The sequence below is a fragment of the Pseudomonas sp. Z5-35 genome (assembly GCF_051131945.1).
Taxonomy (GTDB): domain Bacteria; phylum Pseudomonadota; class Gammaproteobacteria; order Pseudomonadales; family Pseudomonadaceae; genus Aquipseudomonas; species Aquipseudomonas marvdashtae.
On record NZ_CP071640.1, the window covers coordinates 3,970,159 to 3,994,492 of the forward strand.

Below are 24,334 nucleotides of genomic sequence, written 5' to 3' on the forward strand. Positions count from 1 at the left end.
CACTTTTAAATACTTGAAGGCCTATAAGCCAATCGCTAGTGTGCTGGCTTATCGCCCTACCTCTTTCAAAAAGGAATTCGCAGTGAAGAAATTCTTTGGCGCCACCCTTCTCGCCGCTGGCCTGGCGTTCGGCAGCCTGGCTCACGCCGCCCCGACGCTGCTCAATGTTTCCTACGACGTGATGCGTGATTTCTACAAGGACTACAACGCTGCGTTCCAGAAACACTGGCAGGCCGAGCACAACGAGAACATCACCGTGCAGATGTCCTTCGGCGGTTCCAGCAAACAGGCGCGCTCGGTGATCGACGGTTTGCCGGCGGATGTCATCACCATGAACATGGCCACCGACATCAATGCCCTGGCGGACAACGGCAAGCTGGTCCCAGAGAACTGGGTCACCCGCCTGCCGAACAACAGCGCGCCGTTCACCTCGGCCACGGTGTTTATCGTGCGCAAGGGCAACCCGAAGGCACTGAAGGACTGGCCCGACCTGCTCAAGGACGGCGTGCAAGTGATCGTGCCCAACCCGAAAACTTCCGGCAATGGCCGCTACACTTATCTGTCGGCTTGGGGTTACGTGCTGAAGAATGGCGGCGACGAAAACAAGGCCAAGGACTTCGTTGGCAAGTTGTTCAAGCAAGCGCCCGTGCTGGACACCGGCGGCCGCGCTGCTACAACGACTTTCATGACCAATCAGATCGGCGACGTGTTGGTGACCTTTGAAAACGAAGCGGAAATGATCGCCCGTGAATTTGGCCGCGACCAGTTCGAAGTGGTCTACCCAAGCGTGTCCGCTGAAGCCGAGCCACCGGTCAGCGTCGTGGATAAAGTCGTCGAGAAAAAAGGCTCGCGTGCCGCCGCCGAGGCGTACCTGAAATATCTGTGGTCGCCAGAAGGCCAGGAAATCGCTGCGGCCAATTACCTGCGCCCTCGGGACCCGGCGGTGTTGGCGAAATACACCGACCGCTTCCCGAAAGTCGACTTCCTCTCGGTGGAAAAAACCTTTGGCGACTGGCGCACCGTGCAGAAGACCCACTTCAACGACGGTGGGATTTTTGACCAGATCTATAGCGGGCAGTGAGGCGCTGATTCGCCTAGGATTGCAATCAAGCTTTTGTGGCGAGGGAGCTTGCTCCCTCGCCACATAAGCGTTCATCGCAGCAATCATCATCAACCGCAAGCATGACTGCTATCAACCCCAAGCCCTGTTCCAGGGCCCCGTAAGTCTTTAGCCTCTCGCCGTCCCTTCCAATCGATCGATGAGATTGCCATGAGTGCCCATTTACCCGCCTCGCCCGCTGCCCTGACCCGGGGCATGGTCCTGTTGTTCGCCTTCTGCTGCGGCGCCATCGTCGCCAATATCTACTACGCGCAACCTATCATCGAACTGATTGCGCCCGACGTCGGACTGTCCAGCACCATGGCCAGCTTGATCGTCTCGCTCACCCAGATCGGTTATGCGCTGGGGCTGTTTTTCCTGGTGCCGCTGGGCGACTTGCTGGAAAACCGCCGCCTGATGATCCTCACCACCGTGGTGGCGATTGCCAGCCTGCTGGGCGCGGCGTTCACCGAGCAACCGAACGTATTCCTGCTGGTTTCGTTGTTGGTCGGGTTCAGTTCGGTCTCGGTCCAGGTGCTGATCCCGCTTGCCGCGCACTTGGCGCCGGAAGAATCGCGCGGTCGCGTCGTGGGCGGGATCATGGGCGGGCTGTTGCTCGGAATTCTGTTGGCACGGCCGGTGTCCAGCCTCGTGGCGGATCACTTCGGTTGGCGGGCGATGTTCATGATCGCCGCCGGGCTGATGGCCGCGATCAGTATTGTCCTGGCGGTCACCGTGCCCAAGCGCCAGCCCGACCACCGCGCATCCTACTGGCAACTGCTGGGCTCGCTCGGCACGCTGCTGCGCCAGCAACCGCAGTTGCGTCAGCGAGCTTTCTATCAGGCTTGCATGTTCGCCACGTTCAGCCTGTTCTGGACCGCCGTGCCCCTGGAGCTGTCGCGCAACCACGGCCTGTCCCAGACAGAGATCGCGCTGTTCGCCCTGGTGGGTGCCATCGGCGCCATCGCTGCGCCCATTGCTGGCCGCCTCGCCGATGCCGGTCACACACGCATCGCCTCGCTGTTGGCCATGCTGTTCGCCGCCCTGAGTTTCCTGCCCGCGTTCATTCATCCGCTGTACAGCGTCATCGGCCTGGCAGTCACCGGTGTGGTGCTGGACTTCTGCGTGCAGATGAACATGGTCCTGGGCCAACGGACTATTTATGCCCTGGATGCGAAAAGTCGCAGCCGGCTGAACGCGCTGTACATGACCAGCATTTTTGTCGGCGGCGCGTTCGGCTCGTCGATCGCCAGTGCGGTCTATGAACATGGCGGCTGGCTGTGGGTGGTGATCGTCGGCAGCGCCTTCCCGTTGCTGGCATTGCTGCGCTTCTTGAGAGCTTCGCAGAAATCCACGCTGGCAACGGCCTGAAACTTTGCTGCTATAAAAATCGTGCCCAAAAAAATGCCCGACAGGTCAGTACCTGTCGGGCATTTTTGCTGGAGCGGTCAGATCCGCACGTTGCCACGCGGCCCGGCAATCGCCCAGATAATCAAGCCCAACACCGGCAGCAGGAGGATCAGCAATACCCACAGGACCTTCGCCCCGGTGCCCGCGCCGCTCTTGAGCACGTTGATGATGGCCCAGATATCGAGCGCCAGGATGATCAGGCCAATCAGGCCGTTGAAAGTGGAACCCATGGTGTCGCTCCCAAATGGTGATATGCACACTTAGGATAGCGGCGCCGGGGCAAGGGTTCCGTATTATTGTTTCAGACGTGAACCGCGACCTTGAGCGCTTCCAGGGCGGGCGCAGCGGCGATGCCGACTTCGGCACACAGCGCCAGCACGCGCGGCAGGTCATTGCCGTACACCAGCACCATTTGCAACTCATCGTCGAGCAACTGACTGAAGTTCATCAGCACGTAGCCGCCGTTTTCCTTGTTCAGGCTGCTCATCTGGATCTGGATGCGGTTGAGTGCGGTCAGCGCTTCGGTCTTGGCCAGTTGCTTGGGCTTGAGGTTGAAGGCGACACCGGGGCCGAACGAGGCGACAATCTGCTCGAACAACTCGACGTAGGCGTCTGCCTGGAACAACACCGTGTCTGGCAGGCTGCCCACCACCACCCATTCGCCCAACGGGATGGGAAAGGTGTCGTCGTAGTTGATGTCCGGATTTGCCGCCAGGAACGCCACCGGATCGGCGTAGGCCTGGGCCGCTTCGTCGGCGATTTTCTCAATGTCCGCTTCGTCGAGGCAGCCGGAGCTGATTTTACTGATGAGTTCGGCGAGTGCGGCTTTCATTGGGCGAATCCTGTGGCTGAATTTTCAGGCGCGCAGGATAGCGCATCACCTCGGCTGATGTCAGGGCACATCCGGTGGCGGTGGCGGTGGCGCTGGCTCTCAGCCCAGCAACTTCTCCAACTGCGCCGTGGTGTCCACCGCGCCCATGGTCTTGGCCGCGTCCAGTGCCGAAACGCCGTTGGCATCCCTGGCCTTGGGATCGGCGCCTTTGCTGATCAGGTAATCGACGATTTCCACCCGGTTGAACATCGCCGCCATCATCAAGGCCGTGCGCCCATCAAATGAGGAACCTTCCACTTGCGCGCCGCCGTCTACCAAGGCCGAGACCACCGCCAGGTCGCCCTTGAACGCCGCGCCGGCAATCGGACTCTGGCCGTTGTCATTGCGAATTTCCGGATCGGCCTGGTTTTCCAGCAACACTTTCACGGTTTCTACATGCCCGTGGTACGCGGCGAGCATCAGCAAGGTGTCGCCCTTGTGGTTACGCAGGTTCGGCGGCAGGCCTTTGCTCAGCAGCGCAGCCATCATCGCGGCATCGCCCTGGCGAGCGACGTTGAACACCTGCTCGGCAAATTCCGCAGCCTCTTCCGGGGTCATCTGGCGGCTTGTATCGGACATGGGAAAACTCCAGTTGGCTCTTCGCAAAGCCGCTAGTTTCCCGAGGGACTTAGGCGCTGTCATCCCTTTTTTCCCTGCAACAGCCATAGCCAGAATCAATAGCGGTACTGCCCGCCCTGGATCCGCGTCGCCAGTTGCCGGTCTACTCGCACGTAGGTCGCGGTATCGGGCAGCCAAGCGAAGACCGGTTCGTCGCCGGCGAGGCAAGGGTCGAAGCCTTCAGCCTTGAGCCGGGTCTTCTGGTATTTGAAGGTGCCCGTGGTGTCCATCTTCACTTTGATGCGCAGGAACAGCGGCACGGCGTAGCCAGGCAACTCGCCCTGGAGAAACTGCAATAGTTCACTGAAGTCCAGCGTCGCAAGGGATTCGGACGGCGTGATCGCGGCCATGCCGGCACGGCCATTGGTGCCGTTGACTTCCACGCCATAAGCCACCGCCTCGCAGATCTGCGGGTGTTGCAGCAGCACGTTCTCGACTTCCGTGGTCGAGACGTTCTCGCCCTTCCAACGATAGGTGTCGCCGAGGCGATCGACGAACTGCCCATGGCCGAACCCGATGTTGCGCAGCAGGTCGCCAGTGTTGAAATAGCGGTCGCCGGGGACAAAGACATCCCGGCAGATGGTCTTTTCGGTTTTCGCCGCATCGGTGTAGCCGTCCAGCGGCGCCTTGTCGTCGATGCGCGCCAAGAGCAAGCCCGGCTCGCCCTTGGGAACCTTCTGCATGCGCCCTTGCAGATTTCGCAAAGGCGCGCCGCTGTCATGGTCGTACTGCACCAGCTCCCAGCCCATCAGGGAAAACCCCACCGTGTTATCGAAATTGAGGATATTGGTGAAGCCGATATTGCCGTCGCTGGCCGCATACAGCTCGCAGATGTGGCCAACGCCAAAGCGGGTCTTGAAGGCCGACCAGGCGCCTGGGCGCAGGCCATTGCCGATCATTTTCGTCACGGCATGCTGCCGGTCCGTGCCGTTCTCGGGCTGGTCGACCAGATAGCGGCACAGCTCGCCGACATAACCCAAGGTGGTCGCCCGATAGCGGCGGACGTCGTTCCAGAACTGACTGGCGCTGAACTTGCGGCGGATCGCGAATCCCGACGCACCACAAACCGCCGCGCCCCAACACACACACAGTCCGGTGGCGTGATACAGCGGCAGCGTGCAATAGACGATGTCCTCGGGCTGCATGTCCAGGGCGATCAGGCCGAAACTGGTGGCGGTGCGCATCCAACGGCCATGGCGGAAAACGCCGGCCTTGGGCAGTCCGGTAGTCCCTGAGGTGTAGAGGTAGAAGCACGGGTCGTTGAAGAAGACCTGCTGGCTGCTGGCCGGATTATCCCCCGGGTATTGCTCGCTGTTGCTGATGAGGTCGACGAATCCGCACGGAGCCGCAGCGCTCGCCTGATCAGCCACCCACCAGATCCGAGCCTGCGACAGCGCGGTTCGACCACGCACGTCGTTGTACACCGCGACTCGTTCATCCCCGACCACTACGGCAACGGGCGCGACCAGCGCCAGGCTATGGACCAGGGCATCACCGGTCTGCGACGTATTGATCATCGCGCTGACCGCGCCGACCTTTGCCACCGCCAGCACGGTGATCAACAGTTGGGGACGGTTTTCCAGGAAAACCGCCACGCAGTCGCCTTTGCCGATGCCTTGCACCTGGAGGTAATGGGCGATGCGGTTGGCCTGCGCGTTGACCTGTGCATAACTCAACACTGCGTCGCCGTACAGCAACGCCGGGCCTTGGGGATTACGTCGCGTGGCCTGTTCGAAACACCAGCCCAGGCCGCAGGGCTGGGTAGGGTTTTGGACGTTGGCGAGCTTCGTGCCTTTGACAATGCGGGGAACAGCCCTGGCGATGGCCGGCAGTTTGCGCAGCATCATGCCCCAGGTAATAGCGTCGCTGGGTGTACGACTCATGGATGATCCTTCCCCGTCCGGCCTTGTGGGCCGCGGTTCTTGTTATAGGTTGTGCGAAATCTGGATTCGAAAGTACGCCAGCGATTCGGCGGCTGTACACGCGGTTTTTGCAATGTTTTGTATCCGCAACCCGAGGCCAGGCGAAGCGTGAGCGTGCGGGCCTGGTTTGGTTCCAAAAATCTGCTCCAACCACGCAAAATGCAGGATGCACGATGGCCGTTCATGCAAGATGCACGAAAGCAGAAAAACGATAAAAATATAACCTGTTGTTTTGGAAGGATTTTTCTTCGCATCAAAGGCTGGCACAGACACTGCAACTACCCCTCCACGGTTTGCCATACCATGGAGCAGTCAACTATGAACATGATTCAAGAGAAATTTGCATCGCTGTTTTCGAACTACGACGTCACCACCCAGGCTCGCCCGGATGGCGGCATCCTGCTGACCTTGCGCAACAGCGACGGCAAACTGTTCAAACGCACGATTTCCTACGCTCAGTTGCACGCTGGGGACCAATTGTCCTGGGCAATCAGCGCCATTCGCCGTGACCTGGCTGAACAGGCCAGCGAGCTACCGCCGGTCGCCATGTTGCAGAGCCAGCATCGCTTTGCGCTGCCGACTTATCACAGCGCCTGATAGCAACGTCCCTGATCGGGCCATGGCACTTTGCGGCGCCATGGCCCGATTTCGTTTGAGCGGCAGTGCTGCGATTCAGAAACCAGCCGGATCGATCCGTGTAAAGCTTTCCACGGTTTCGTGGCCGACCAGCTCACCGCCGTCCCGCGCCAAGCCACAGGTCGCCATGCCCGCACCGCGAGCCGCATCCAGTTCCTCGACGATATCCGACAGGAACAGGATTTCCCCCGGCGCAACACCCACCGCCTCGCTGATCCGCTGGTAGGACTGCACGTCCCGCTTGGGCCCCGACGTGGTGTCGAAATAGCCGCTGAACAGCGGCGACAAGTCGCCCGCTTCGGAACAGCCGAAAATCAGTTTCTGCGCCTGGATCGAACCCGAGGAATAGACAAATAGGCGATAGCCTTGCTGGTGCCAGTTCTTGAGCGCCTGTACCGCGTCCGGATAAACATGACCTTTCAACTGTCCGGCCTGGTAGCCCTGCTCCCAGACCATTCCCTGCAACGCCTTGAGCGGCGTAGCCTTGCGGTCCTCGGCGATCCAGCCCAAGAGGATCGCGATGACCCGCTCGGTATCGGCGTCGGCTTCACCACTGTCGCGGCGCACCGCATCCAATTGCTCGGCTACATCAACGCGCGCGGCGTTGTGCCGGACAAAATCCGGCAGGTGTTCAGCGGCGTAGGGAAACAGCACGTCGAATACAAAGCTCACCGCGCTGGTGGTGCCTTCGATGTCAGTGAGGATGGCTTTGATCGTCATGAGCTCAGTCCTCCAGCCGCGGGAAACGGCCGGCGATGTCGTCGCCGGTAAACTTCGCGACCCAACCTTCGGGATTGTTGAACAGGCGAATGGCAACGAAATGCGGGTGTTCGCCCATGTCGAACCAATGCGGCGTACCGGCGGGCACCGAGATCAGGTCGTTCTTTTCACAGAGGACTGCGTAGACATAATCGTCGATGTGCAAGGTAAACAAGCCACGACCGGCGACGAAAAATCGTACCTCGTCCTCCCCATGGCGGTGTTCATCGAGGAACTTGGCGCGCAGGTCGGCTTTCTGCGGGTGATCGCTGTTGAGGCTGATGACATCGACGGTGACGTAGCCGCGTTCGGTCATCAGCTTGTCGATCTGGGTCCGGTAGGCGGCGATCACTGCCTCCTGGCTGGCGCCGGGCTGGATCTTGGCCGCAGCTTCCCATCGGTCGAACCGCACGCCTTTCTCGGCCAGGGTCGAGGCAATGTCTTCAAAGTGGGTCAGCACCTTGTTCGGAATCTCGGGACTCGATACGTGGTAGACGGACAGGCTGCTCATGGCAATGGCTCCAGCAAATTAACGGTTCAGGAGTGCGCGGGTCTTGAGTTCGCACTCGAACAGGAATTCGAACGCTTCGATCTGCCGCAGCGCATCGTTCATCCGCGCCCCCCAGGTATACAGGCCGTGGCCACGAATCAGGTAGCCGACGCAATCGGGGTGGGCCTCCAGCCATGGCTGGACCTTGGCGGCCAGGCGCACGATGTCCTGGTCGTTGTCGAAAATCGGCACGCGGACCTGGGATTCGTGCGTGGTGATCCCACTGAAGGCTTTTTGCAGTTCGTAGTCTTCAAAGTCAATGAAGGCTTCGCTCGTCAGGCGCGACAGTACGGTGGCGTTCACTGAGTGGGTATGCAGCACCGCGCCGATCTGCGGGCGCCAGCGATACAACTGAGTGTGCAGCAGGGTTTCAGCGGACGGTTTCTTGCCAGGTTCCAGGCTGTTGCCGTCGAGGTCGGTGGCGAGCACGTCGTCGATGCTTAACTGTCCCTTGTGTTTTCCCGACACGGTGAGCAAGGCCTGGTCAGGCGATAACCGCGCCGAATAATTGCTGCTGGTGGCCGGGGACCAGCCGCGACCATACAAAAAACGCCCGGCGTCGATGATTTCCTGGGCGAGCTGTTCATGGGTAAGGCTCATGGCCTGTCCTCTTGCATGCGTGTGGCAATGATAACGGCTGCAGCCAAGGCTGCGAGGCTGGCGATGTTGAACGTCCATCCGGCGCCCAACGCATTCCAGCTATAGCCGGAATACAACGCGCCCAGCGCCCCGCCAGTACCGGCCAGCGCGGCGTATAGCGCCTGGCCCTGGCCCTGTTGGCGAGGGCCGAAGCTACGTTGCACGAAATGAATGGCAGCGGCGTGAAAGCTGCCGAACGTCGCCGCGTGCAGCACCTGGGCAAACAACAGTACCCAGAGAAACTCAGCCAGCGACCCGAGCAGCAACCAGCGCAGCGCCGCCAGCAGGAAGCTGGCCATCAGCACCCGGCGCACGGAAAACCGCGCCAGGATCCGGCTCATCAGCAGGAACACCAGCACCTCGGCGACCACGCCAACGGCCCAGAGCACGCCGATCAATCCACGGCTGTAACCCAGGCGCTCGAGGTGCAAGGTCAGAAAAGTGTAGTAGGGCCCGTGGCTCAGTTGCATCAAACCGACGCAGGCATAAAACGCCAGCACACCCGGATTGCGCAATTGCCGCAGAAAACCGTCCCCAGCCACTCGCGGCCCCTGCACGGGCTGGGCGTTGGGCACCCAGAAACTGCTGAGCACGATACCGGCCATGATCAGGGCCAGGGCCACCGGATAGACGTCCAGGCTCAGCCACTGGAACAACCGCCCCAGCACGACCACGGTGATGATGAAACCGATGGAGCCCCACAGGCGGACCTGGCTGTAGCGCGACGCCTGCCCGCTCAGGTGGGCCAGGGTGATGACCTCGAATTGCGGCAGCACCGCATGCCAGAAGAACGCATGCAGCGCCATGACCATCGCCAGCCAGGCGTAGCTTTTATCAATGAAAATCAGCGAGAAGCTCAGCAGCGTACAGACCGCGCCGAAGCGCACGATCGCCAGGCGCCGGCCGGTGTAGTCCCCCAGCCAGCCCCAGAGATTCGGCGCCACGCAGCGCATCAGCATGGGAATCGCCACCAGCTCGCCGATACGCGCCGCGTTGAAACCCAGGTGATCGAAGTACAGCGCCAGGAACGGCGCAGTCGAACCGAGCAAGGCGAAATAGAACAGGTAGAAACTGGAAAGCCGCCAGTACGGCAACGCCGCCATGGTCGTCAGGCCACGGCGTTCGGCAGGCCAGTCATCAAAGCTGACCCAACACCGGCGTGCTGACCTGAACGTCGGCGTTCTGGCCACGATGACGCAGCAGATGATCCATCAACACAATCGCCATCATCGCTTCGGCAATCGGCGTCGCGCGGATGCCCACGCAAGGGTCGTGGCGGCCCTTGGTGATGACGTCCGCCGGGTTGCCATGAACGTCGATGGAACGTCCGGGCGTGGTGATGCTGGACGTCGGCTTCAGGGCCAGGTGCGCGACAATCGGCTGGCCCGAGGAAATGCCGCCAAGGATGCCGCCGGCGTTGTTGCTGAGGAAACCTTGCGGGGTCAGTTCGTCGCGGTGCTCGGTGCCACGCTGGGCGACACAGGCGAAACCGGCGCCGATCTCCACGCCCTTGACCGCGTTGATGCTCATCAGCGCGTGGGCCAGTTCAGCGTCGAGACGGTCGAAGATCGGCTCGCCGAGGCCAGGCATGACACCTTCGGCGACCACGGTGATTTTCGCGCCGACCGAATCCTGGTCGCGGCGCAGCTGGTCCATGTAGGCCTCGAGTTCCGGCACCTTGTCCGGGTCGGGACAGAAGAAGGCGTTCTGTTCCACCGAATCCCAGGTCTTGAAGGGGATTTCGATCGGGCCCAACTGGCTCATGTAGCCACGGATGACGATGCCCTGGCTGGCCAGGTATTTCTTGGCAATCGCCCCGGCCGCCACGCGCATGGCGGTTTCCCGGGCTGAGCTGCGGCCGCCGCCACGGTAGTCGCGCTCGCCGTATTTGTGGTGATAGGTGTAGTCGGCATGGGCCGGGCGGAACAGGTCCTTGATGGCCGAATAGTCCTTGGATTTCTGGTCGGTGTTGCGAATCAGCAGGCCGATGGCGCAACCGGTGGTGCGCCCTTCGAACACACCGGAGAGGATTTCGACTTGATCGGCTTCCTGGCGCTGGGTGGTGTGGCGGCTGGTGCCAGGCTTGCGTCGATCGAGGTCACGCTGCAGGTCCTCCAGGGAAATCTCCAGGCCCGGCGGGCAGCCGTCGACAATGGCGACCAACGCCGGGCCATGGCTTTCGCCCGCGGTGGTGACGGTGAACAGCTTGCCGTAGGTATTGCCGGACATGCAGGGTGCTCCGTGAAATCGCTGAGAGACTCAACCTTGGATTCGTAGTGGGCGCCAGTATACGCAGGCTCCCCAAGTAGTTCATCCTCGAACCTTATCGGTGCCCGCCAGTCCAACCGGCACCTTCGCAACTAATGGCATCATGATGTTAAGAGCGTTTGCCTTGAGCCTTACCCTGTTGACCGGCCTGCTTCCTGGCTTCGCCCAGGCCACCGTGCTGCAACGTCCCATCAGCCTCGACACCGGTAGCGGTGAGCTTTTCGGCTCGATGCTGCTGCCCAAGTCCGACACGCCGGTGCCGGTTGTCCTGATCATTTCAGGGTCAGGTCCTACGGATCGTGACGGAAACAACCCCGAGGGCGGGCGCAATGACAGCCTCAAGCGACTGGCCTGGGTGTTGGCCAGGCATAACATCGCCAGTGTGCGCTACGACAAGCGCGGCGTGGCGGCCAGCCTCGCGGCCACGCCCGACGAACGCAACCTGAGCGTCGAAGCCTATGTCGCCGATGCCGTGGCCTGGAGCCACAAACTGGCCGCTGATCCTCGGCTGGGCCCGTTGATTCTGCTCGGTCACAGCGAAGGCGCGCTGATCGCCAGCCTCGCCGCGCCCCAGGCCAACGCGGCGGCTGTCATCTCGGTGTCCGGCAGCGCTCGTCCGATTGACCAAGTGCTGCGCCAACAGCTCAGCAATCGCCTGCCTCCGGCGCTGATGTTGCGCAGCAACGAATTGCTCGACAGCCTCAAGGCCGGCCGCCCCGACGCTGACGTGCCGCCGCAACTGCACGTCATCTTCCGCCCCAGCGTGCAGCCGTACCTCATTTCCTTGTTCCGCCAGGACCCGGCCCACGCCTTCGCCGCGCTGAAGATGCCGGCATTGATTATCCAGGGCAGCAACGATATCCAGGTCAGCGTCGACGACGCCAAGCGGTTAAAAGCCGCCAAGCCGGATGCACAACTGGCGCTGATCGAGGGCATGAACCACGTGATGCGCATTGTGCCCAACGATGTGAAGCGGCAATTGGCTTCCTACAAGGACCCCAACCTGCCCCTGGCCGCCGAGCTTGGCGCGCACATCCTGAACTTTATTGGTGCGTTGGCCGCCCGTTGAGCGGGATTAGTGGCCTATAGCTCTCCAGTCTTGGCAAAAACGGCCGATAAACCGGTGTCGGACAGCGCATTGGCTGCCGAGGAGCCGGCCTGGACAGGATTTTGCCGTTATGACTGAGACTGAAACTTCACCCGACACCGTCGCCGAAACGGCCGCCCCACCTGCGGCGGACCTGCCTTGGGCGGACGTGCACGCCGAGCATCACAAAATGCTCCGGCTGGCCCCGCTCAAGACCGATCGCACCACCGGCGTGCGACCGCTGCGGTTTGTCGAGTTCAGCTATGCCGAGCGCCATAGCAAGGAGCGCAGCTTGCTGCGCATGAGCGTCCAGCTGCCGGGCCAGCGGGTGCGCAAGGAACAGAACCATCTGGATGTCTGGGCCGACCACGTCGAAAAACGCCTGTACTTCTCTCCCGACAGTTTGCAAGTCGAGCCGTTGAACCGAGGCATTGGTCGCTTCCTCGCTGCCCAAGGCATTACCTGGGCCAAGAAGCGCTGGTCGGGCTACCGGGTCGACGGTACCGATCTGAATAACAAGGACGCGCTGAACGAAGACACGCGTCTGCGCCGCGACCACTTCCTCAAGGCCCACGGCTTTGAAGTGGTCTACGCCGACGCCCAACACCTCAAGGGCAGCGTCAAGCCAGCCCAGGTCGGCGATCTGCTGGGTGACTGGAACACCGAGAAACTGCAATTCGTCGAGATCCTCGAAGCCGCGCAAATGCTCCAACAAGCCGAGCAGAACCTGGCGGAACAGGAAGTCAAACTCAAGAAGCAGGAAGAAAAGGTCAACAAGTTCAAACGCGAAGACACCGGTCTGCGCTTCACCATTACCTGCCTGGTGGCGTTTGCGATGTTCCAGGCCGGGTTGCTGATCTGGATTGCGACGCGGCATTGATCACCGTTGTACGGGAGAGCCGCACCCGATCCCGTGGCGAGGGAGCTTGCTCCCGCTCGGCTGCGCAGCAGTCGTAAATCTGGCGACTGTTATTCCGAGACCTTAAAACGGGGGCTGCTGCGCAGCCCAGCGGGAGCAAGCTCCCTCGCCACAAAGGCAGTCCGTCGTAACCAGAATCAAACCCGCGAAGCAAACAACGCCTGGTGCTGACGGCACTGTTCGGCGCTGAGCATGAACACGCCATGGCCGCCGCGCTCGAAATCCAGCCAGGCGAAGTCGACTTCCGGGTACAGTGCTTCGACGTGCACCTGGCTGTTGCCCACTTCGACAATCAGCAATCCTTTGTTGGTCAGATGATCGGCCGCCTCGGCAAGCATCCGGCGAACCAGGTTCAAGCCGTCATCGCCGCAGGCCAGGCCCAGTTCAGGCTCATGCTGGTACTCCTGGGGCATGTCGGCGAAATCCTCCGCATCGACATAGGGTGGGTTCGACACGATCAGATCGAAACGTTGCCCAGGCAATCCATCGAAGCCATCGCCCTGGACAGTAAACACCCGCTCGTCGACACCGTGGCGCTCGATGTTCTGGTTGGCCACCTCCAGCGCTTCGAACGACAGGTCGGCCAGCACCACTTCGGCCTCGGGAAACTCATAGGCACACGCGATGCCGATGCAGCCGGAACCGGTGCAGAGGTCGAGGATCCGTGCCGGCTCCTGCCCCAACCAGGGTTCGAAGCGTTTTTCAATCAGCTCGCCGATGGGTGAGCGCGGGATAAGCACGCGCTCGTCAACGATGAAAGACATGCCGCAGAACCAGGCCTCACCCAGCAAATAGGCAGTGGGGATGCGCTCGTCAATGCGTCGGCGCAGCAAGCGCTGGACGTGCACCAGCTCTTCGTCTTCGAGGCGGCAATCCAGGTAACTGTCGGCAATTTCCCAAGGCAGGTGCAGCGCGCCAAGGACCAACTGGCGAGCTTCATCCCAGGCGTTATCGGTGCCATGGCCGAAAAACAGATCCTCCCCATGGAAACGGCTGACGGCCCAACGGATGTGGTCGCGCAGGGTACGAAGGCGGGAAGTGATCACGGCGGCAAACTCCAGAAAAATCGACGGGCGAGTCTAACAGCCAAACGCATGCCCACCCAAACACGCGCCAAGGACGAACGAAAAGTGCCGGCTTAGCTGTAAGAAACCTCCCTTTTTTGCACGTCCTATTGAACAAGATGCCAATCTTGACAAGGCTGTAGGCCAGCAACGGCGGCCCCTGCGATGGAAGCGATTCACAGAACCGCTCAGCCGGAGGACAATGTCACAAAAGCCCCACCCGAAGGAGCCCCAGAATGTCCGTTCCAAAAACGATGTTTCAACTCAGCGGCCGTGGCTATGCGGCGGCCAACCTGAGTCAAGCGACCCTAATCATCATCGATGCCCAGAAAGAATACCTCGCCGGCCCCTTGGCCCTGAGCGGCATGGACGCGGCGGTCGCGAACATCAAGCAATTGCTCGGCGCGGCCCGAGCCGCCGGTCGCCCGATCGTGCATGTGCGCCATCTCGGCACCCATGGCGGGCTGTTCGATCCGCAAGGCGAACGCGGCGAGTTCATTCCGGGCCTCGAACCCCAGGGCGACGAAACCGTGATCGAAAAATTGCTGCCCAGCGCATTCCACGGCACAGAGCTGAAGAAGCGCCTCGAAGACTTCGGCCCCCTGGACCTGATTGTCTGCGGCTTCATGAGCCATTCCAGCGTCAGCACCACCGTGCGCGCCGCCAAGAACCTGGGGTTCCGGTGCACCCTCGTCGAAGACGCCTGCACCACGCGCGACCTGCCGCACAAAGGCGGCGTGCTGAGCGCCGAACAGGTGCACCAGACCGAAATGGCGATCATGGCGGACAATTTTGCCACCTTGGCCCTGACCCGCGACTTCACCTGATGCCCTCGATGAGCGGCCCGTTCCGCCGCTCATCCGCAAAAGCCTCTCATTTCCTTCAAATACCCTAGCCTCAGGAACAACCCGAACATCTTCCGGTCGAAGGGCCGATACCCATTGAGGAAGGTCGGAATGAAGATATCCGATGGTTTTGACGCCCGTCGCTTGCGGCCCAAGGGCCCGAGCAACTGGCGATTTCGTTTCGGCGCGGCGATTGCCGCGCTGCTCGCAACGCTCGGTGTCCTGCTGGCCATGGCCGGCGCCGCCAGCCTGCTTGGCCGCCCACCGGCACTGGGTGAATTGAATGCCACCCCGCTCGGCTCGGCGCTGATCCTGGCGATCGGCTTGCTGGTCTTGCTGTTGGGCGTCTGGCTTTGGCGCCGTTGCCGCCGTCGCGCCCGCCAATCCCTGGAGCTGGCCATGTCTCCGCACCTGATGAAAAAACACGACTGACCCGCCATCCGACGTTTTCTTGCGCCTGATCCCGTAGGAGTTCGGTAAACTGGCCGGCCTTCGCGGAGGCTGACATGCAAGACGACGACTTTTCCCTGTTCAAAAGTGCCATCCAAGGCGTAAAACCGATCAAGCACGATCGCGCTGAAACCGGCAAACCCAAAGCCGATCGCGCGCAGATCGCCAAGTTGCGCCAAGCCGCCACCGTGCGTACCGATGCCACCACCGTGGACGGTTTGTCCGATCAGTTTGTGATCGATGTCGGCCCTGAAGATGAGCTGATGTGGGCTCGCGACGGCGTGCAGGAAAGCCAGATGCGCAAGCTCAAGGTCGGCCAGATCCCCTTCGAAGGCAGCCTCGACCTGCACGGCATGACCGTCGAAAAAGCCCGGGAAACCCTCTGGGCCTTCCTGGCTGAAGCCACCAAATTCGAAATCCGCTGCGTGCGCGTCACCCACGGCAAAGCCGTGCGACTGGACGGCAAGCGGCCGATGATCAAGAGTCACGTCAACACTTGGCTGCGCCAGCATCCGCAGGTGCTGGGCTTCACTTCCTGCCAGGCCAGACACGGCGGCGCCGGGGCGGTGTACGTGATGCTCAAGCGCACCATGATGGAAGGCCGCGACGAGTAGCCCTCGATTGCCGAGCTTGCAGCGCCGTGTCCGCCACCGTACCCTTGCCCTTTGCGTAAAATCCCACAGGTAGTTTCATGTCTCTGGAACAGAATTACACCGCTATGTGGGGTGGGTTCTGCTTGGTGTTCAGAGGTAATGAAATCGGGGGTTTTGTGCTCAGAGCCACCTGATTTTTCTCGCCGAAACGCAACGACTGGTACGGAAATTGGTACGAGATCTACCCGACCCATTCCTTGAAAGTCCTGCGTCGGGTTGCGACGACGCCTTTTCATAGCCGAACCCAATCCATCACACTTATGCATCTCAGCGTGCGTTCAAGTGCAGGTAGGAACAGACATCTGCTCATTGCCCTAAACGACAAGTCGGGTCTAAAAAATGGACATTAAAGAGTTTTGCCTCGCTCATGGATTCGATATGAGCAAATGTGCAGTCGCGTTAGGTGGCGGGAGCTTCGTATTGGTGGAGCTTAAAACCTCGCCTGTGGAATTTTTGAGCTTAGCGGAAGACGATTTTGAACGAGGCGGACTGTCGGCCCTTATCAATGCAACAACTAATGTGAAGCGCGCAATTGTCTCTCAGCTTGACCAACTGCTGATCTCGTTTGGGTATCAATCACTCAGATTGGATGTACCGGAAAAGATAAGGCGATTGAGAGCGCTTGGCTTACTGGCTCCGAGCCTTTTGCGTAAAGTGGTCAAAATGCGAAATATTCTTGAGCACGAATATGGACGCCCTGAGCTTAAATCAGTTGAGGAAGCGCTAGACATCGCAAGTCTGTTTGTAACGTCCGCTTCAGCTATGTTCATTCCTTTTGATGATGTCTTAGAATTTACGCTTCCTGACGGTTCAAACGGGGATAGCCCTGTAACGCATATCACTGCCGGTTTAAACCGAGACTCTCGTGGTGTTTTCTATACTGTCTACGCATATGAGCCCGGCGGATATGGTGGGCGATGCGTTGGTCAATGTGAGATTAAATCAGGGCACGTGCTTTTCGAAGCGATGGTTAAGCTTTCTGCATCGTTGATGCTTCGCTACAAAGTCGAACAGGCTTTCAGTGATTTCGACAAGGCGTACTCGATGATATGAGCCAGGGCAACGTTAGGGGTAGAATTTGCCCCATTTTTGCCCCAAGTTCTATCAAAGCCCGTGTCCCTATTGGTGGAACTCCCAGAATTGGGATGCTCCAAGCTAGCGCAATAGCGCATAGCTAAACGTCTGCGGGTTAGACTAAGTCGATGGATGGTTCCGCTATACCATTAGCGTTTTTCTGCAACCCATACAGAAGGGAGTTGTTCTGATGTTCCGTATATTTTTTACTGGTTGCCTGTTGGGCATACTTAGCTTGCTGCAAGGTTGCTCTAGCGGTCCATCATTAGACCACCGGCCTTATTATCAAGGGCCGGCAGAAGCAAACGCCAATAGCGCTACAGTCTACGTTTATCGTCCAGTACACAGGGCCGCTCGCCGAGTGAACCTATATATTGAACTCGATGATCAGCAGGTGGCAGAGCTACCATCTGGTGGCTATCTGAAACTCCAGCTGCCTGAAGGCTCACACGTCTTTGAGGCCAACACGCCGCCGCTTGGGGGCTCTTTCATCGGAGACCGCTTCAATCTCACTGTAAAAAAAGGGAACGTATATTTCATCGCTGGTCAAATCCTTGAAACGCGCCCTACTGACGATCAGACTCTGGGCACTGTTAAAGATGGACTGTTCGGTGGTGAGCGGCTTTTTTTCCGTTGGGCTATGGTGCCTCAAGAAATGGCTGAGGAGAGAATGAGTTTTTGCCGCCTCGTGCCCCCCACGCCGATCTAGTACTCTATCGAAATTGCCAGCTTACTCGACCAAGCTCCTCGTAAGATCCCTATCCCAACGCGGATAGGGATCCGCGTCCTTCAAGCCTACCGATGATGGATTGGATAGATCCAGCCCCATGGCTACCGCTCTACTTGCTATACGCGGGATGATCAACCCGTCTGTAGCAAATATTTAGCAACCGCGGGCTGGCTTCGCTACACCAGAGGTCGTTGGCTGAGAGTAATATCGCTATGGTTGAGAGACGTTCCGCCTGAGTTCGGGATCAGAACGCCGTAGGCTTTTGAATTTAGGGAACTTTACTCATCGCGAATCCGACGTCACCTACGCTTCTCGCTAAGTGTCGTTGGCTAAAGAGGTCATCCATTGACGACTACGTAATCACCGCTCGTACCCTCATAGCGAATTTAAGTATTTTCTAATGGCAGTGGACTTACACTGTGAAGCTTCGATCTCTTCAAGAAACTCGTGCTGATTCCTCTGCATAACAGCTACAACCTGCATACCTAATGCCTCGTCATCCACTGAGATTATCATTGAAACACAGGTGTTCATGGCCGCAAATCTATTCATCCGATAGGCGCTTTCAACGGCAAGTTCAAGTGCCTTAGCCTTATCTCGATTAGACACATCTTCACCCTCGAAGATGACCTTCATATTTCTTGCTATGTCTTCAGCAAAAGCCCAACTATAACGAGCATCCTCTACCATCAACCTATAAATCTTCAAAAAATCTGAGACATGCGACACCAGTCGCGGCAACACTAAAAGCGATATGAAGGAACTCTTTAACTCCAAACAAAGACGTATTTTGTCTTCATCGTCCAACATCCCCAAGCCGTCAATAAAATCTATCACCTGAAGCGAACTAAACTTATTTTCATTTTCCAATCGATCAGTTATGGTTGATATTAACTGGTTCACTTCACCAAGTCGCCCCCCACGGCCTATGATAACGTCATATGCCATTTGGAGCGCCTGCTTCATCTCAGCAAGACTTTGATATCTCCGCCTCTTATCCAGCTCACAAGCCCTTTCGATGACATAAAATATCGCCGGATGCATTCCGCCATCCATTAAATATGTTGGATTTTGCTTAGTGAGCAGGACGTAGATACTCTTACCGAGCATAAATATATCACCAGCCGCATCAGCAGCTTTAAACCCGCCACTTTCAAATTCGGGTGGCAAATAACCTTGGGTTCCCCAAAACATCGAGCTGCTTGTAAATCGAGACGACGAATCCGGTTCCATTCCTAAGCCAAAATCCGATACAACAATGCCCCGCCTTCCAATCAAAAAATTTTGCGGCTTGATATCCCTATGAAAAACCCCCTTAGAATGTAGCTCTGCAACGCAATCAATCATCTGGTTGAAAATTGACTCTTGCCTACCAGGGTCATCCACCAGCTCATCGATCAACGTTGTTAGATCCCCATCAGAATAGTGTTCCATAACAAAATATGGAGGCTCATGGTATACATTACTATCCACAACACTTACAACTTTTGAATTACCAGCAAAACTCTCTAAAAGCCTAACCTCTCTACGAAAGCGCTTAATATATTCCTCACCCTCTTCGCGACAATATTTCAAAACCAGATTATCATGACCTTGCTCGGTATCCTCTACAAATAGAATCTGCCCCATCCCTCCGCTATCACTGCAGAGCCCTCTTACCTTATATCGATCATCAATCAAATCTCCCGTTTCAAATTCAAAGCTCATATTTACCCCAGCGACGATCAAGTTAGATACTTATCCATTTTTTTGTGCCATTCATTAGCCCCGACACTCCCTTATACTAACCCTGAAGCGAGAAATATCTACAACCCAGCCTGTCATTTGCAGTAAATTTTCCATAATTCCTCCAACCTTGTTGTGTAGTGTTCACTCATCATAACGCGACGCATGTCCCAGTCAGGGTTGGTGGGCACGCTTGCTGATCGAAGCGTTCCCCTACCCCAACGACCATTGATCTGGTCCAATACCAGCATTAATTTGGTGGCGTCGGCTGGCTGAGAAGCGGCAAACAAATCGTCGGTGTACTCCCCTTGCTGACAGAGGTTCATCAACAGCACCTCAGCCTTGCTGTACTTGAAGCCTGGCCGGAAGACCCGTTCGAGCGCGTCCACCGCTGCCTTGGTCAGCAACCGCACATCATCAGTGGGATACGGCAGGTCAATCAACACGCCATTGGCATACTTCGCTTCTTCCGGATTGAACATGCCGGTGCGGATGCTGACGCGGACCTTCTTGCACAGCGACTTCTGCGCCCTGAGCTTTTCCGAGGCGCGCATTATGTAGGTGGCCACTGCCTCCTTGATCGGTGCCAACTCCGTGAGCCGCTTCCCGAACATCCGGCTACAGCAGATTTCCTGCTTCGGGGGGTCCGGCTCGTCCAGCTCCAGGCACGGCGTGCCGGCCAGCTCGCGGGCTGTCTTCTCGATCACCACGCTGAACTTCTTGCGCAGTGTCCACGGGTCGGCCTTCGCCAGATCCATCGCGGTCTTGATGCCCATGGCGTCCAGGTGAAGTTTCATCTTGCGACCGACACCCCAGACTTCGGACACGTCGGTGTTGCGCAGCACCCAGTCGCGCTTGAACGGGTCGCAGATATCGACCACACCGCCCGTTTGCACCTGGAGCCGCTTGGCCGTGTGATTCGCCAGCTTTGCCAGGGTTTTCGTGTGAGCGATCCCTACCCCAACCGGAATGCCGGTGCAGCGCAACACATGGCTGCGGATCTTGCGGCCGAGGGCGTCCCGGCCGTCAATGCCGGTCAGATCCGCGAAGGCTTCGTCGATGCTATAGACCTCGACGGCCGGCACCATCGATTCAATTAGCGTCATCACGCGCTCGCTCATGTCGCCGTAAAGCGCGTAGTTCGACGAGAACGGGACGATGCCGTGCTTCTGCAGCTTGTGCTTGATCTGGAAATACGGCTCGCCCATTTTCACGTAGGGCTTGGCGTCGTAGCTGCGAGCGATCACGCAGCCGTCGTTGTTGCTCAACACTACGATGGGGACGCGGGCCAGATCCGGGCGAAACACTCTTTCGCAGCTGGCATAGAAGCTGTTGCAGTCGATTAGGGCGAAAACTGGTTGGGCTTTAGACATGGCTGCGCACGCTGCAGGTGATGACGCCCCAGATAACCAGTTCGTCGCCTTCGAGCACGTACCTCGGTGGGTACTTTGGGTTCTCCGACAGGAGAATCACTTCCTTCCCACGGATGCAAAGGCGTTTGCATACAGGTTCGTTGTTTAGCAGCGCCACGACGATGTGGCCATGCGCAGGTTCCATCGCACGATCCACAACGGCTAGGTCCCCTTCAAAGATCCCAGCGCCCTGCATGCTCTCCCCGGCGATGGAAACCAGGTAGACATGCGGGGCGCGAATGTTCAGAACCTCATCCAATGAGATGTGCGCTTCGATGTGGTCCGCCGCCGGGGACGGAAACCCGGCAGGCACTCGAAACGAACACAAGGGCAGCTTCAAGCCACCCTCGGCGATAGGGCCTAGGATTGTAAAGTTCATGACGCACGACTTCCAAAAAACCTGTACGGATATACAGTTAACTTTGTACAAGTTTTCTGGTCAATTTGTATAGGAAAATTCTGACAGACGGGACGGCCTCTGTGTGGGAGATTCGGCGATACGAGGAACGGTGGCACCGGAGAGCTACGTCCTCAGCGACCTTTGGAGGAAATGAGTACGTCTGGATCCGATCAATAACCGAGGATCGAGACCGTTACGACGGGGAAGCCTCTACAAACAGCTTTTGCCGGCCGGCGTAGGCTGGTACCCAGCAAGCTATACCGGTGCTGACCAGGGCTTGCCTGTTTGGTCGAACCACCCTATCTGACGACAGAGTGGTCCGCACCTAATTAAAATATGCTTCTAATAAATGCCGCGATTTTTGCAAAGGTTTGTTTAATAGCATCAAATGCGTGCGCAATCCAATTCGGCAAAGTTCTTACTGCATTAGTTATGAATTCAACAATTTCATTAAGAACGGCTGAAACCCCCTTCTCAACGACATTTGACATGAAGCTGATTAATGCATTTTGCTCGGACGGGTTAAGGTTTTGACCAAGATTTTCTGCCTTATCGTAGGCTTTATCAATCGCATTATTCGCGTTACTTTTGGCGTGCCCAATGCATTGCTCCATTTGCTCTCTAAAAAGCGAACTTGCATTTCCATCTTTTGCACTATTGATATAAGTATTTGTGATGGTCGTAATCTCATGTTGCGCTTGATCAGCGACAGCGGTGGCGCCTAAATTTGCCACGGCCTTTATTTGCTGGAAAGCATCATCAAGAGCATCGCTGTTGGATACTGGAAGCGATCCCAACTGCTCCTGTAAAGCCTGTATCCCCGCCATAGGTACCAAGGCACCGGTGGAGAGGCTTGCGATGCTTTTGTTTGCCTGTGCGCGCTGTTCTTTCATGACAGCCGGAAAATCATTTGAAGCGACCGTTGCAGAAGTCATGTCCATTTTTCCCTTGTGTAATTTAAGTTTCCAAGCTTTCCCTTTCCGCGTCTTCACTGTAGCAGAACAAAAATGAATGGTTGGACAGTCCGCCCAAGGTTGCTGGCTCCCAGTTCATGATCACCCGCTCACCGCTCACCGCTGACCTCAGCCTTGCCCTGACGCTGATTCGTGTTGCTATGGCGAATGTCCAACGTCTCGAAGCGAAAGCCCTCGAATACACGGCGGATGTCCGGGTGATCGGTGATGCTGGCCTTGCCCTTGCAGCGACGCATGAAGTCAGCCATCCGCTCGTAATTCTCGAACGGGAAGTCCACGCCATATCCAGCGGTCTGCAAACAAGTGATAGGCTCACCGGGCTTTGTGCACAAGGCGGGGGCCACGGCTGGACTTGCAGGAAAGGTCTGCGGTTCGACGAGCAGGGCTAGATGTTGACGCATCGGCCCGGCTCGCTCCTTTTAAAGGTCAAATCAATGTGAGCCCCTCAAGGAAAGCCAATGAAAAAAAAGCCTAATAACTTCAAAAAAGACACGCTTGCGTTAATTAGCAAAATACCTAGTGAATGGGCCATAGCATTTCTACTGGGCACTGTACCGCTCTGGTTCTTCAGCTCCACGCAAAAAGACGTTGAAGACATCATTCAAGGTCTACTTGCTATTGGCCCATTAATTGAATATTCCGCTTATTTGATTGCGCCTTACGCCCTGGTATTTATCATTAAGTATGGAATACGGTTCAGCTCGGAAAAAAGCATATGGATATTTGATTTCGTCCATAGCATCATCGCAGAAGTTGGGACCGGCTTCCTCACCATCACACGTACGGGCTTAGGAGCGATCTTCGGCATATTATCGTTAGGGCTAGCCACTCATATCGTCACCGTTACACCTCAACAAATCCTTTCACTGTCGGTGATGATATTTACGCTCACTGTTGTCAATTGCGCGCTGGCCTTGGGAAGAGATACGCTGATCGAACATACGAGCAGGCCCTCCAACAACAATCCTATTAAGTTCGGACCGGAGCTTAAATAATGATTGAATGGTGTGCCGAGTTATTCCCGACACATCAGCAGTAGCGAGGCGACCACCCAGGCGATCCTGATCACGTTGGGCATCGGTAATAGCGGCCCTGCTCCGGGACGAGGTAGACAAGCAGAAACGCCTAGCCAACGTGTGTCGGATCGTCGCGGACTATAAGATCGAGGAGCACACCAAAACCCGCAATGAATGGCAGGTCATGCTCAACAGCCGTGCGATGCATGCCATTGAGGCGGCGGAGCGAACTGCCGGACAACCTGCGAAACAGAGCCTTAGGAAGCAGCCGATGTCGCCCTATGTGTTCCCACCCACGAAGAATTTCGAGTTCATCCAGCCGTCCAGCGTCACCGACAAACACTTCCAGGCGGCACTGACCGAATTGGAGATTCGCGCCCGTCGGCAATACAACTGCCGACACACATACGCTACCATGTGCCTCATGGCGGGTATGAACCCTGCGTTTATTGCCACTCAGCTGGGTCACAGCGTTCAGATGTTGCTCTCGACCTATGCCCGATGGATCAACTCCAGCACCGACTGGGGCGAACTCGGGAAACTCGAAAACAGCTTGAGTGGTACAAAATTGGTACCGACAGAACAAGTACCCTCCTGAAACCCTTATGGAATCAGCCTCTGTGACACTGGAACAGAATTACACCGCGATTCTCGGCCAATTGGGCGAGGACGTTTCCCGCGAGGGCCTGCTCGACACGCCCAAGCGCGCTGCCAAGGCCATGCAGTACCTTTGCCGCGGTTATGAACAGACCCTGGAAGAAGTCACCAACGGTGCCTTGTTCAGCTCCGACAACAGCGAGATGGTGCTGGTCAAGGACATCGAGTTGTACTCGCTGTGCGAGCATCACCTGCTCCCGTTTATCGGCAAGGCCCATGTCGCCTATATCCCGAGCGGCAAGGTCCTGGGCCTGTCAAAAGTTGCGCGCATCGTCGACATGTACGCGCGTCGCTTGCAGATCCAGGAAAACCTCAGCCGCCAGATCGCCGATGCGGTCCTGCAGGTGACCGGTGCACTCGGCGTGGCGGTCGTCATCGAGGCCAAGCACATGTGCATGATGATGCGCGGTGTGGAAAAGCAGAACTCCTCGATGATCACTTCGGTGATGCTTGGCGAATTCCGCGAAAATGCGGCGACGCGCATGGAATTCCTCAGCCTCATCAAGTAATCCGTCGCGTAAAAAAACCGGCATTGATCGCCGGTTTTTTTTCGCCC

The 24,334-nt window shown here is 57.7% G+C and carries 27 protein-coding genes and 1 pseudogene; 13 read left to right on the forward strand and 15 right to left on the reverse strand.

What is annotated here, in order from left to right; genetic code table 11:
• Nucleotides 1–82 precede the first annotated feature (82 nt).
• Both J3P95_RS18085 and J3P95_RS18090 read left to right on the forward strand, forming a co-directional pair.
• The gene (locus J3P95_RS18085; RefSeq protein WP_434558141.1) at nucleotides 83–1,081 is read left to right on the forward strand and encodes a sulfate ABC transporter substrate-binding protein; all 999 of its coding nucleotides are present in this window, start codon (nucleotides 83–85) and stop codon (nucleotides 1,079–1,081) included.
• Nucleotides 1,082–1,270: 189 nt separating this feature from the next.
• On the forward strand, nucleotides 1,271–2,470 hold the full coding sequence (locus J3P95_RS18090; RefSeq protein ID WP_434580232.1) for an MFS transporter: 1,200 nt from the start codon (nucleotides 1,271–1,273) through the stop codon (nucleotides 2,468–2,470).
• Nucleotides 2,471–2,547: 77 nt separating this feature from the next.
• Here J3P95_RS18090 and J3P95_RS18095 read toward each other — a convergent pair whose 3' ends face one another.
• The 4 genes from J3P95_RS18095 to J3P95_RS18110 all read right to left on the reverse strand — a co-directional run bounded on the left by J3P95_RS18095 (nucleotide 2,548) and on the right by J3P95_RS18110 (nucleotide 5,881).
• Nucleotides 2,548–2,739, reverse strand: coding sequence for a PLDc N-terminal domain-containing protein (locus tag J3P95_RS18095; protein WP_047229615.1), 192 nt, complete (start codon nucleotides 2,737–2,739; stop codon nucleotides 2,548–2,550).
• A 71-nt stretch (nucleotides 2,740–2,810) separates the two neighbouring features.
• Complete coding sequence (locus J3P95_RS18100; RefSeq protein WP_434558143.1) at nucleotides 2,811–3,341, reverse strand: hypothetical protein; 531 nt, start codon at nucleotides 3,339–3,341, stop codon at nucleotides 2,811–2,813.
• Between the two features lie 99 nt (nucleotides 3,342–3,440).
• Nucleotides 3,441–3,959: an ankyrin repeat domain-containing protein gene (locus J3P95_RS18105; protein ID WP_434580230.1), complete on the reverse strand. Its 519-nt coding sequence runs from the start codon at nucleotides 3,957–3,959 to the stop codon at nucleotides 3,441–3,443.
• A gap of 95 nt (nucleotides 3,960–4,054) precedes the next feature.
• On the reverse strand, nucleotides 4,055–5,881 hold the full coding sequence (locus tag J3P95_RS18110) for a long-chain-acyl-CoA synthetase (protein ID WP_434580229.1): 1,827 nt from the start codon (nucleotides 5,879–5,881) through the stop codon (nucleotides 4,055–4,057).
• 357 nt (nucleotides 5,882–6,238) lie between these two features.
• On the opposite strand from J3P95_RS18110, the gene J3P95_RS18115 reads away from it, so the two are divergent.
• Nucleotides 6,239–6,517 carry a DUF3509 domain-containing protein gene (locus tag J3P95_RS18115; protein WP_434558146.1) on the forward strand — a complete coding sequence of 93 codons (279 nt, stop codon included), beginning with the start codon at nucleotides 6,239–6,241 and terminating at the stop codon, nucleotides 6,515–6,517.
• Between the two features lie 75 nt (nucleotides 6,518–6,592).
• Here J3P95_RS18115 and mtnC read toward each other — a convergent pair whose 3' ends face one another.
• From mtnC to aroC, 5 genes are read right to left on the reverse strand one after another with little or no spacing between them, the layout of a single operon-like run.
• Nucleotides 6,593–7,276, reverse strand: coding sequence for an acireductone synthase (gene mtnC, locus J3P95_RS18120; protein WP_434580228.1), 684 nt, complete (start codon nucleotides 7,274–7,276; stop codon nucleotides 6,593–6,595).
• A gap of 4 nt (nucleotides 7,277–7,280) precedes the next feature.
• Entirely contained in the window at nucleotides 7,281–7,826 is a 546-nt protein-coding gene (locus tag J3P95_RS18125) for a 1,2-dihydroxy-3-keto-5-methylthiopentene dioxygenase (RefSeq protein ID WP_434580226.1), read from the reverse strand.
• A gap of 18 nt (nucleotides 7,827–7,844) precedes the next feature.
• The gene (locus tag J3P95_RS18130) at nucleotides 7,845–8,465 is read right to left on the reverse strand and encodes a methylthioribulose 1-phosphate dehydratase (protein ID WP_434558149.1); all 621 of its coding nucleotides are present in this window, start codon (nucleotides 8,463–8,465) and stop codon (nucleotides 7,845–7,847) included.
• Complete coding sequence (locus J3P95_RS18135; protein ID WP_434558150.1) at nucleotides 8,462–9,607, reverse strand: MFS transporter; 1,146 nt, start codon at nucleotides 9,605–9,607, stop codon at nucleotides 8,462–8,464. The genes J3P95_RS18130 and J3P95_RS18135 overlap by 4 nt, the downstream gene beginning before the upstream one ends.
• Nucleotides 9,608–9,641: 34 nt before the next feature.
• A complete protein-coding gene (gene aroC / locus J3P95_RS18140; RefSeq protein WP_434558151.1) occupies nucleotides 9,642–10,733 on the reverse strand; it encodes a chorismate synthase in 1,092 nt (363 codons plus the stop codon).
• A 142-nt stretch (nucleotides 10,734–10,875) separates the two neighbouring features.
• Here aroC and J3P95_RS18145 point away from each other — a divergent pair, with 142 nt between their 5' ends.
• A complete protein-coding gene (locus J3P95_RS18145; RefSeq protein WP_186610368.1) occupies nucleotides 10,876–11,841 on the forward strand; it encodes an alpha/beta hydrolase in 966 nt (321 codons plus the stop codon).
• Nucleotides 11,842–11,950: 109 nt separating this feature from the next.
• Complete coding sequence (locus tag J3P95_RS18150; RefSeq protein WP_434558152.1) at nucleotides 11,951–12,739, forward strand: hypothetical protein; 789 nt, start codon at nucleotides 11,951–11,953, stop codon at nucleotides 12,737–12,739.
• A 176-nt stretch (nucleotides 12,740–12,915) separates the two neighbouring features.
• Here J3P95_RS18150 and prmB read toward each other — a convergent pair whose 3' ends face one another.
• Nucleotides 12,916–13,824: a 50S ribosomal protein L3 N(5)-glutamine methyltransferase gene (gene prmB / locus J3P95_RS18155; RefSeq protein ID WP_434558153.1), complete on the reverse strand. Its 909-nt coding sequence runs from the start codon at nucleotides 13,822–13,824 to the stop codon at nucleotides 12,916–12,918.
• A gap of 254 nt (nucleotides 13,825–14,078) precedes the next feature.
• Between prmB and J3P95_RS18160 the strand changes: the two genes are divergently transcribed.
• The 5 genes from J3P95_RS18160 to J3P95_RS18180 all read left to right on the forward strand — a co-directional run bounded on the left by J3P95_RS18160 (nucleotide 14,079) and on the right by J3P95_RS18180 (nucleotide 17,573).
• Nucleotides 14,079–14,669, forward strand: coding sequence for a cysteine hydrolase family protein (locus J3P95_RS18160; RefSeq protein ID WP_186610365.1), 591 nt, complete (start codon nucleotides 14,079–14,081; stop codon nucleotides 14,667–14,669).
• A gap of 129 nt (nucleotides 14,670–14,798) precedes the next feature.
• A complete protein-coding gene (locus tag J3P95_RS18165) occupies nucleotides 14,799–15,119 on the forward strand; it encodes a hypothetical protein (RefSeq protein ID WP_434558154.1) in 321 nt (106 codons plus the stop codon).
• A 74-nt stretch (nucleotides 15,120–15,193) separates the two neighbouring features.
• Entirely contained in the window at nucleotides 15,194–15,751 is a 558-nt protein-coding gene (locus J3P95_RS18170; protein WP_434580223.1) for a Smr/MutS family protein, read from the forward strand.
• A 378-nt stretch (nucleotides 15,752–16,129) separates the two neighbouring features.
• Nucleotides 16,130–16,843, forward strand: a complete 714-nt coding sequence (locus tag J3P95_RS18175) for a hypothetical protein (RefSeq protein ID WP_434580221.1) — start codon at nucleotides 16,130–16,132, stop codon at nucleotides 16,841–16,843.
• A 211-nt stretch (nucleotides 16,844–17,054) separates the two neighbouring features.
• Nucleotides 17,055–17,573 (forward strand): DUF2846 domain-containing protein, encoded by a 519-nt coding sequence (locus tag J3P95_RS18180; protein WP_434580220.1) that lies wholly within the window; start codon nucleotides 17,055–17,057, stop codon nucleotides 17,571–17,573.
• Nucleotides 17,574–17,969: 396 nt separating this feature from the next.
• Here the strand turns inward: J3P95_RS18180 and J3P95_RS18185 are convergent, their stop codons facing one another.
• The 5 genes and pseudogenes from J3P95_RS18185 to J3P95_RS18205 form a co-directional block, all read right to left on the reverse strand.
• Nucleotides 17,970–19,301 carry a serine/threonine protein kinase gene (locus J3P95_RS18185; RefSeq protein WP_434580218.1) on the reverse strand — a complete coding sequence of 444 codons (1,332 nt, stop codon included), beginning with the start codon at nucleotides 19,299–19,301 and terminating at the stop codon, nucleotides 17,970–17,972.
• Between the two features lie 113 nt (nucleotides 19,302–19,414).
• Nucleotides 19,415–20,692, reverse strand: coding sequence for a translesion error-prone DNA polymerase V subunit UmuC (gene umuC, locus J3P95_RS18190; protein ID WP_434580216.1), 1,278 nt, complete (start codon nucleotides 20,690–20,692; stop codon nucleotides 19,415–19,417).
• The gene (locus J3P95_RS18195) at nucleotides 20,685–21,110 is read right to left on the reverse strand and encodes a LexA family protein (RefSeq protein WP_434580215.1); all 426 of its coding nucleotides are present in this window, start codon (nucleotides 21,108–21,110) and stop codon (nucleotides 20,685–20,687) included. Before J3P95_RS18195 ends, umuC begins: the two co-directional genes overlap by 8 nt.
• A gap of 350 nt (nucleotides 21,111–21,460) precedes the next feature.
• Nucleotides 21,461–22,066 carry a hypothetical protein gene (locus J3P95_RS18200; protein WP_434580214.1) on the reverse strand — a complete coding sequence of 202 codons (606 nt, stop codon included), beginning with the start codon at nucleotides 22,064–22,066 and terminating at the stop codon, nucleotides 21,461–21,463.
• A 22-nt stretch (nucleotides 22,067–22,088) separates the two neighbouring features.
• Nucleotides 22,089–22,401, reverse strand: a pseudogene (locus J3P95_RS18205) (hypothetical protein); the annotation flags it as partial.
• Between the two features lie 162 nt (nucleotides 22,402–22,563).
• Here J3P95_RS18205 and J3P95_RS18210 point away from each other — a divergent pair.
• The 3 genes from J3P95_RS18210 (at nucleotide 22,564) to folE (ending at nucleotide 24,287) form a co-directional block, all read left to right on the forward strand.
• The gene (locus tag J3P95_RS18210; RefSeq protein WP_434580213.1) at nucleotides 22,564–23,100 is read left to right on the forward strand and encodes a hypothetical protein; all 537 of its coding nucleotides are present in this window, start codon (nucleotides 22,564–22,566) and stop codon (nucleotides 23,098–23,100) included.
• Between the two features lie 139 nt (nucleotides 23,101–23,239).
• A complete protein-coding gene (locus J3P95_RS18215) occupies nucleotides 23,240–23,719 on the forward strand; it encodes a tyrosine-type recombinase/integrase (protein WP_434580211.1) in 480 nt (159 codons plus the stop codon).
• Between the two features lie 22 nt (nucleotides 23,720–23,741).
• Entirely contained in the window at nucleotides 23,742–24,287 is a 546-nt protein-coding gene (folE, locus tag J3P95_RS18220) for a GTP cyclohydrolase I FolE (protein ID WP_434581176.1), read from the forward strand.
• The last annotated feature ends 47 nt before the right edge of the window (nucleotides 24,288–24,334 follow it).

Coding starts and splice junctions, on each gene's coding strand:
- J3P95_RS18090 (WP_434580232.1), top strand. CDS start 1,271: ATGAGTGCCCATTTACCCGCCTCGCCCGCTGCCCTGACCCGGGGCATG.
- J3P95_RS18095 (WP_047229615.1), bottom strand. CDS start 2,739: ATGGGTTCCACTTTCAACGGCCTGATTGGCCTGATCATCCTGGCGCTC.
- J3P95_RS18100 (WP_434558143.1), bottom strand. CDS start 3,341: ATGAAAGCCGCACTCGCCGAACTCATCAGTAAAATCAGCTCCGGCTGC.
- J3P95_RS18105 (WP_434580230.1), bottom strand. CDS start 3,959: ATGTCCGATACAAGCCGCCAGATGACCCCGGAAGAGGCTGCGGAATTT.
- J3P95_RS18110 (WP_434580229.1), bottom strand. CDS start 5,881: ATGAGTCGTACACCCAGCGACGCTATTACCTGGGGCATGATGCTGCGC.
- J3P95_RS18115 (WP_434558146.1), top strand. CDS start 6,239: ATGAACATGATTCAAGAGAAATTTGCATCGCTGTTTTCGAACTACGAC.
- mtnC (WP_434580228.1), bottom strand. CDS start 7,276: ATGACGATCAAAGCCATCCTCACTGACATCGAAGGCACCACCAGCGCG.
- J3P95_RS18125 (WP_434580226.1), bottom strand. CDS start 7,826: ATGAGCAGCCTGTCCGTCTACCACGTATCGAGTCCCGAGATTCCGAAC.
- J3P95_RS18130 (WP_434558149.1), bottom strand. CDS start 8,465: ATGAGCCTTACCCATGAACAGCTCGCCCAGGAAATCATCGACGCCGGG.
- J3P95_RS18135 (WP_434558150.1), bottom strand. CDS start 9,607: ATGGCGGCGTTGCCGTACTGGCGGCTTTCCAGTTTCTACCTGTTCTAT.
- aroC (WP_434558151.1), bottom strand. CDS start 10,733: ATGTCCGGCAATACCTACGGCAAGCTGTTCACCGTCACCACCGCGGGC.
- J3P95_RS18145 (WP_186610368.1), top strand. CDS start 10,876: ATGATGTTAAGAGCGTTTGCCTTGAGCCTTACCCTGTTGACCGGCCTG.
- J3P95_RS18150 (WP_434558152.1), top strand. CDS start 11,951: ATGACTGAGACTGAAACTTCACCCGACACCGTCGCCGAAACGGCCGCC.
- J3P95_RS18160 (WP_186610365.1), top strand. CDS start 14,079: ATGTCCGTTCCAAAAACGATGTTTCAACTCAGCGGCCGTGGCTATGCG.
- J3P95_RS18165 (WP_434558154.1), top strand. CDS start 14,799: ATGAAGATATCCGATGGTTTTGACGCCCGTCGCTTGCGGCCCAAGGGC.
- J3P95_RS18170 (WP_434580223.1), top strand. CDS start 15,194: ATGCAAGACGACGACTTTTCCCTGTTCAAAAGTGCCATCCAAGGCGTA.
- J3P95_RS18175 (WP_434580221.1), top strand. CDS start 16,130: ATGGACATTAAAGAGTTTTGCCTCGCTCATGGATTCGATATGAGCAAA.
- J3P95_RS18180 (WP_434580220.1), top strand. CDS start 17,055: ATGTTCCGTATATTTTTTACTGGTTGCCTGTTGGGCATACTTAGCTTG.
- J3P95_RS18185 (WP_434580218.1), bottom strand. CDS start 19,301: ATGAGCTTTGAATTTGAAACGGGAGATTTGATTGATGATCGATATAAG.
- umuC (WP_434580216.1), bottom strand. CDS start 20,692: ATGTCTAAAGCCCAACCAGTTTTCGCCCTAATCGACTGCAACAGCTTC.
- J3P95_RS18195 (WP_434580215.1), bottom strand. CDS start 21,110: ATGAACTTTACAATCCTAGGCCCTATCGCCGAGGGTGGCTTGAAGCTG.
- J3P95_RS18200 (WP_434580214.1), bottom strand. CDS start 22,066: ATGACTTCTGCAACGGTCGCTTCAAATGATTTTCCGGCTGTCATGAAA.
- J3P95_RS18210 (WP_434580213.1), top strand. CDS start 22,564: ATGAAAAAAAAGCCTAATAACTTCAAAAAAGACACGCTTGCGTTAATT.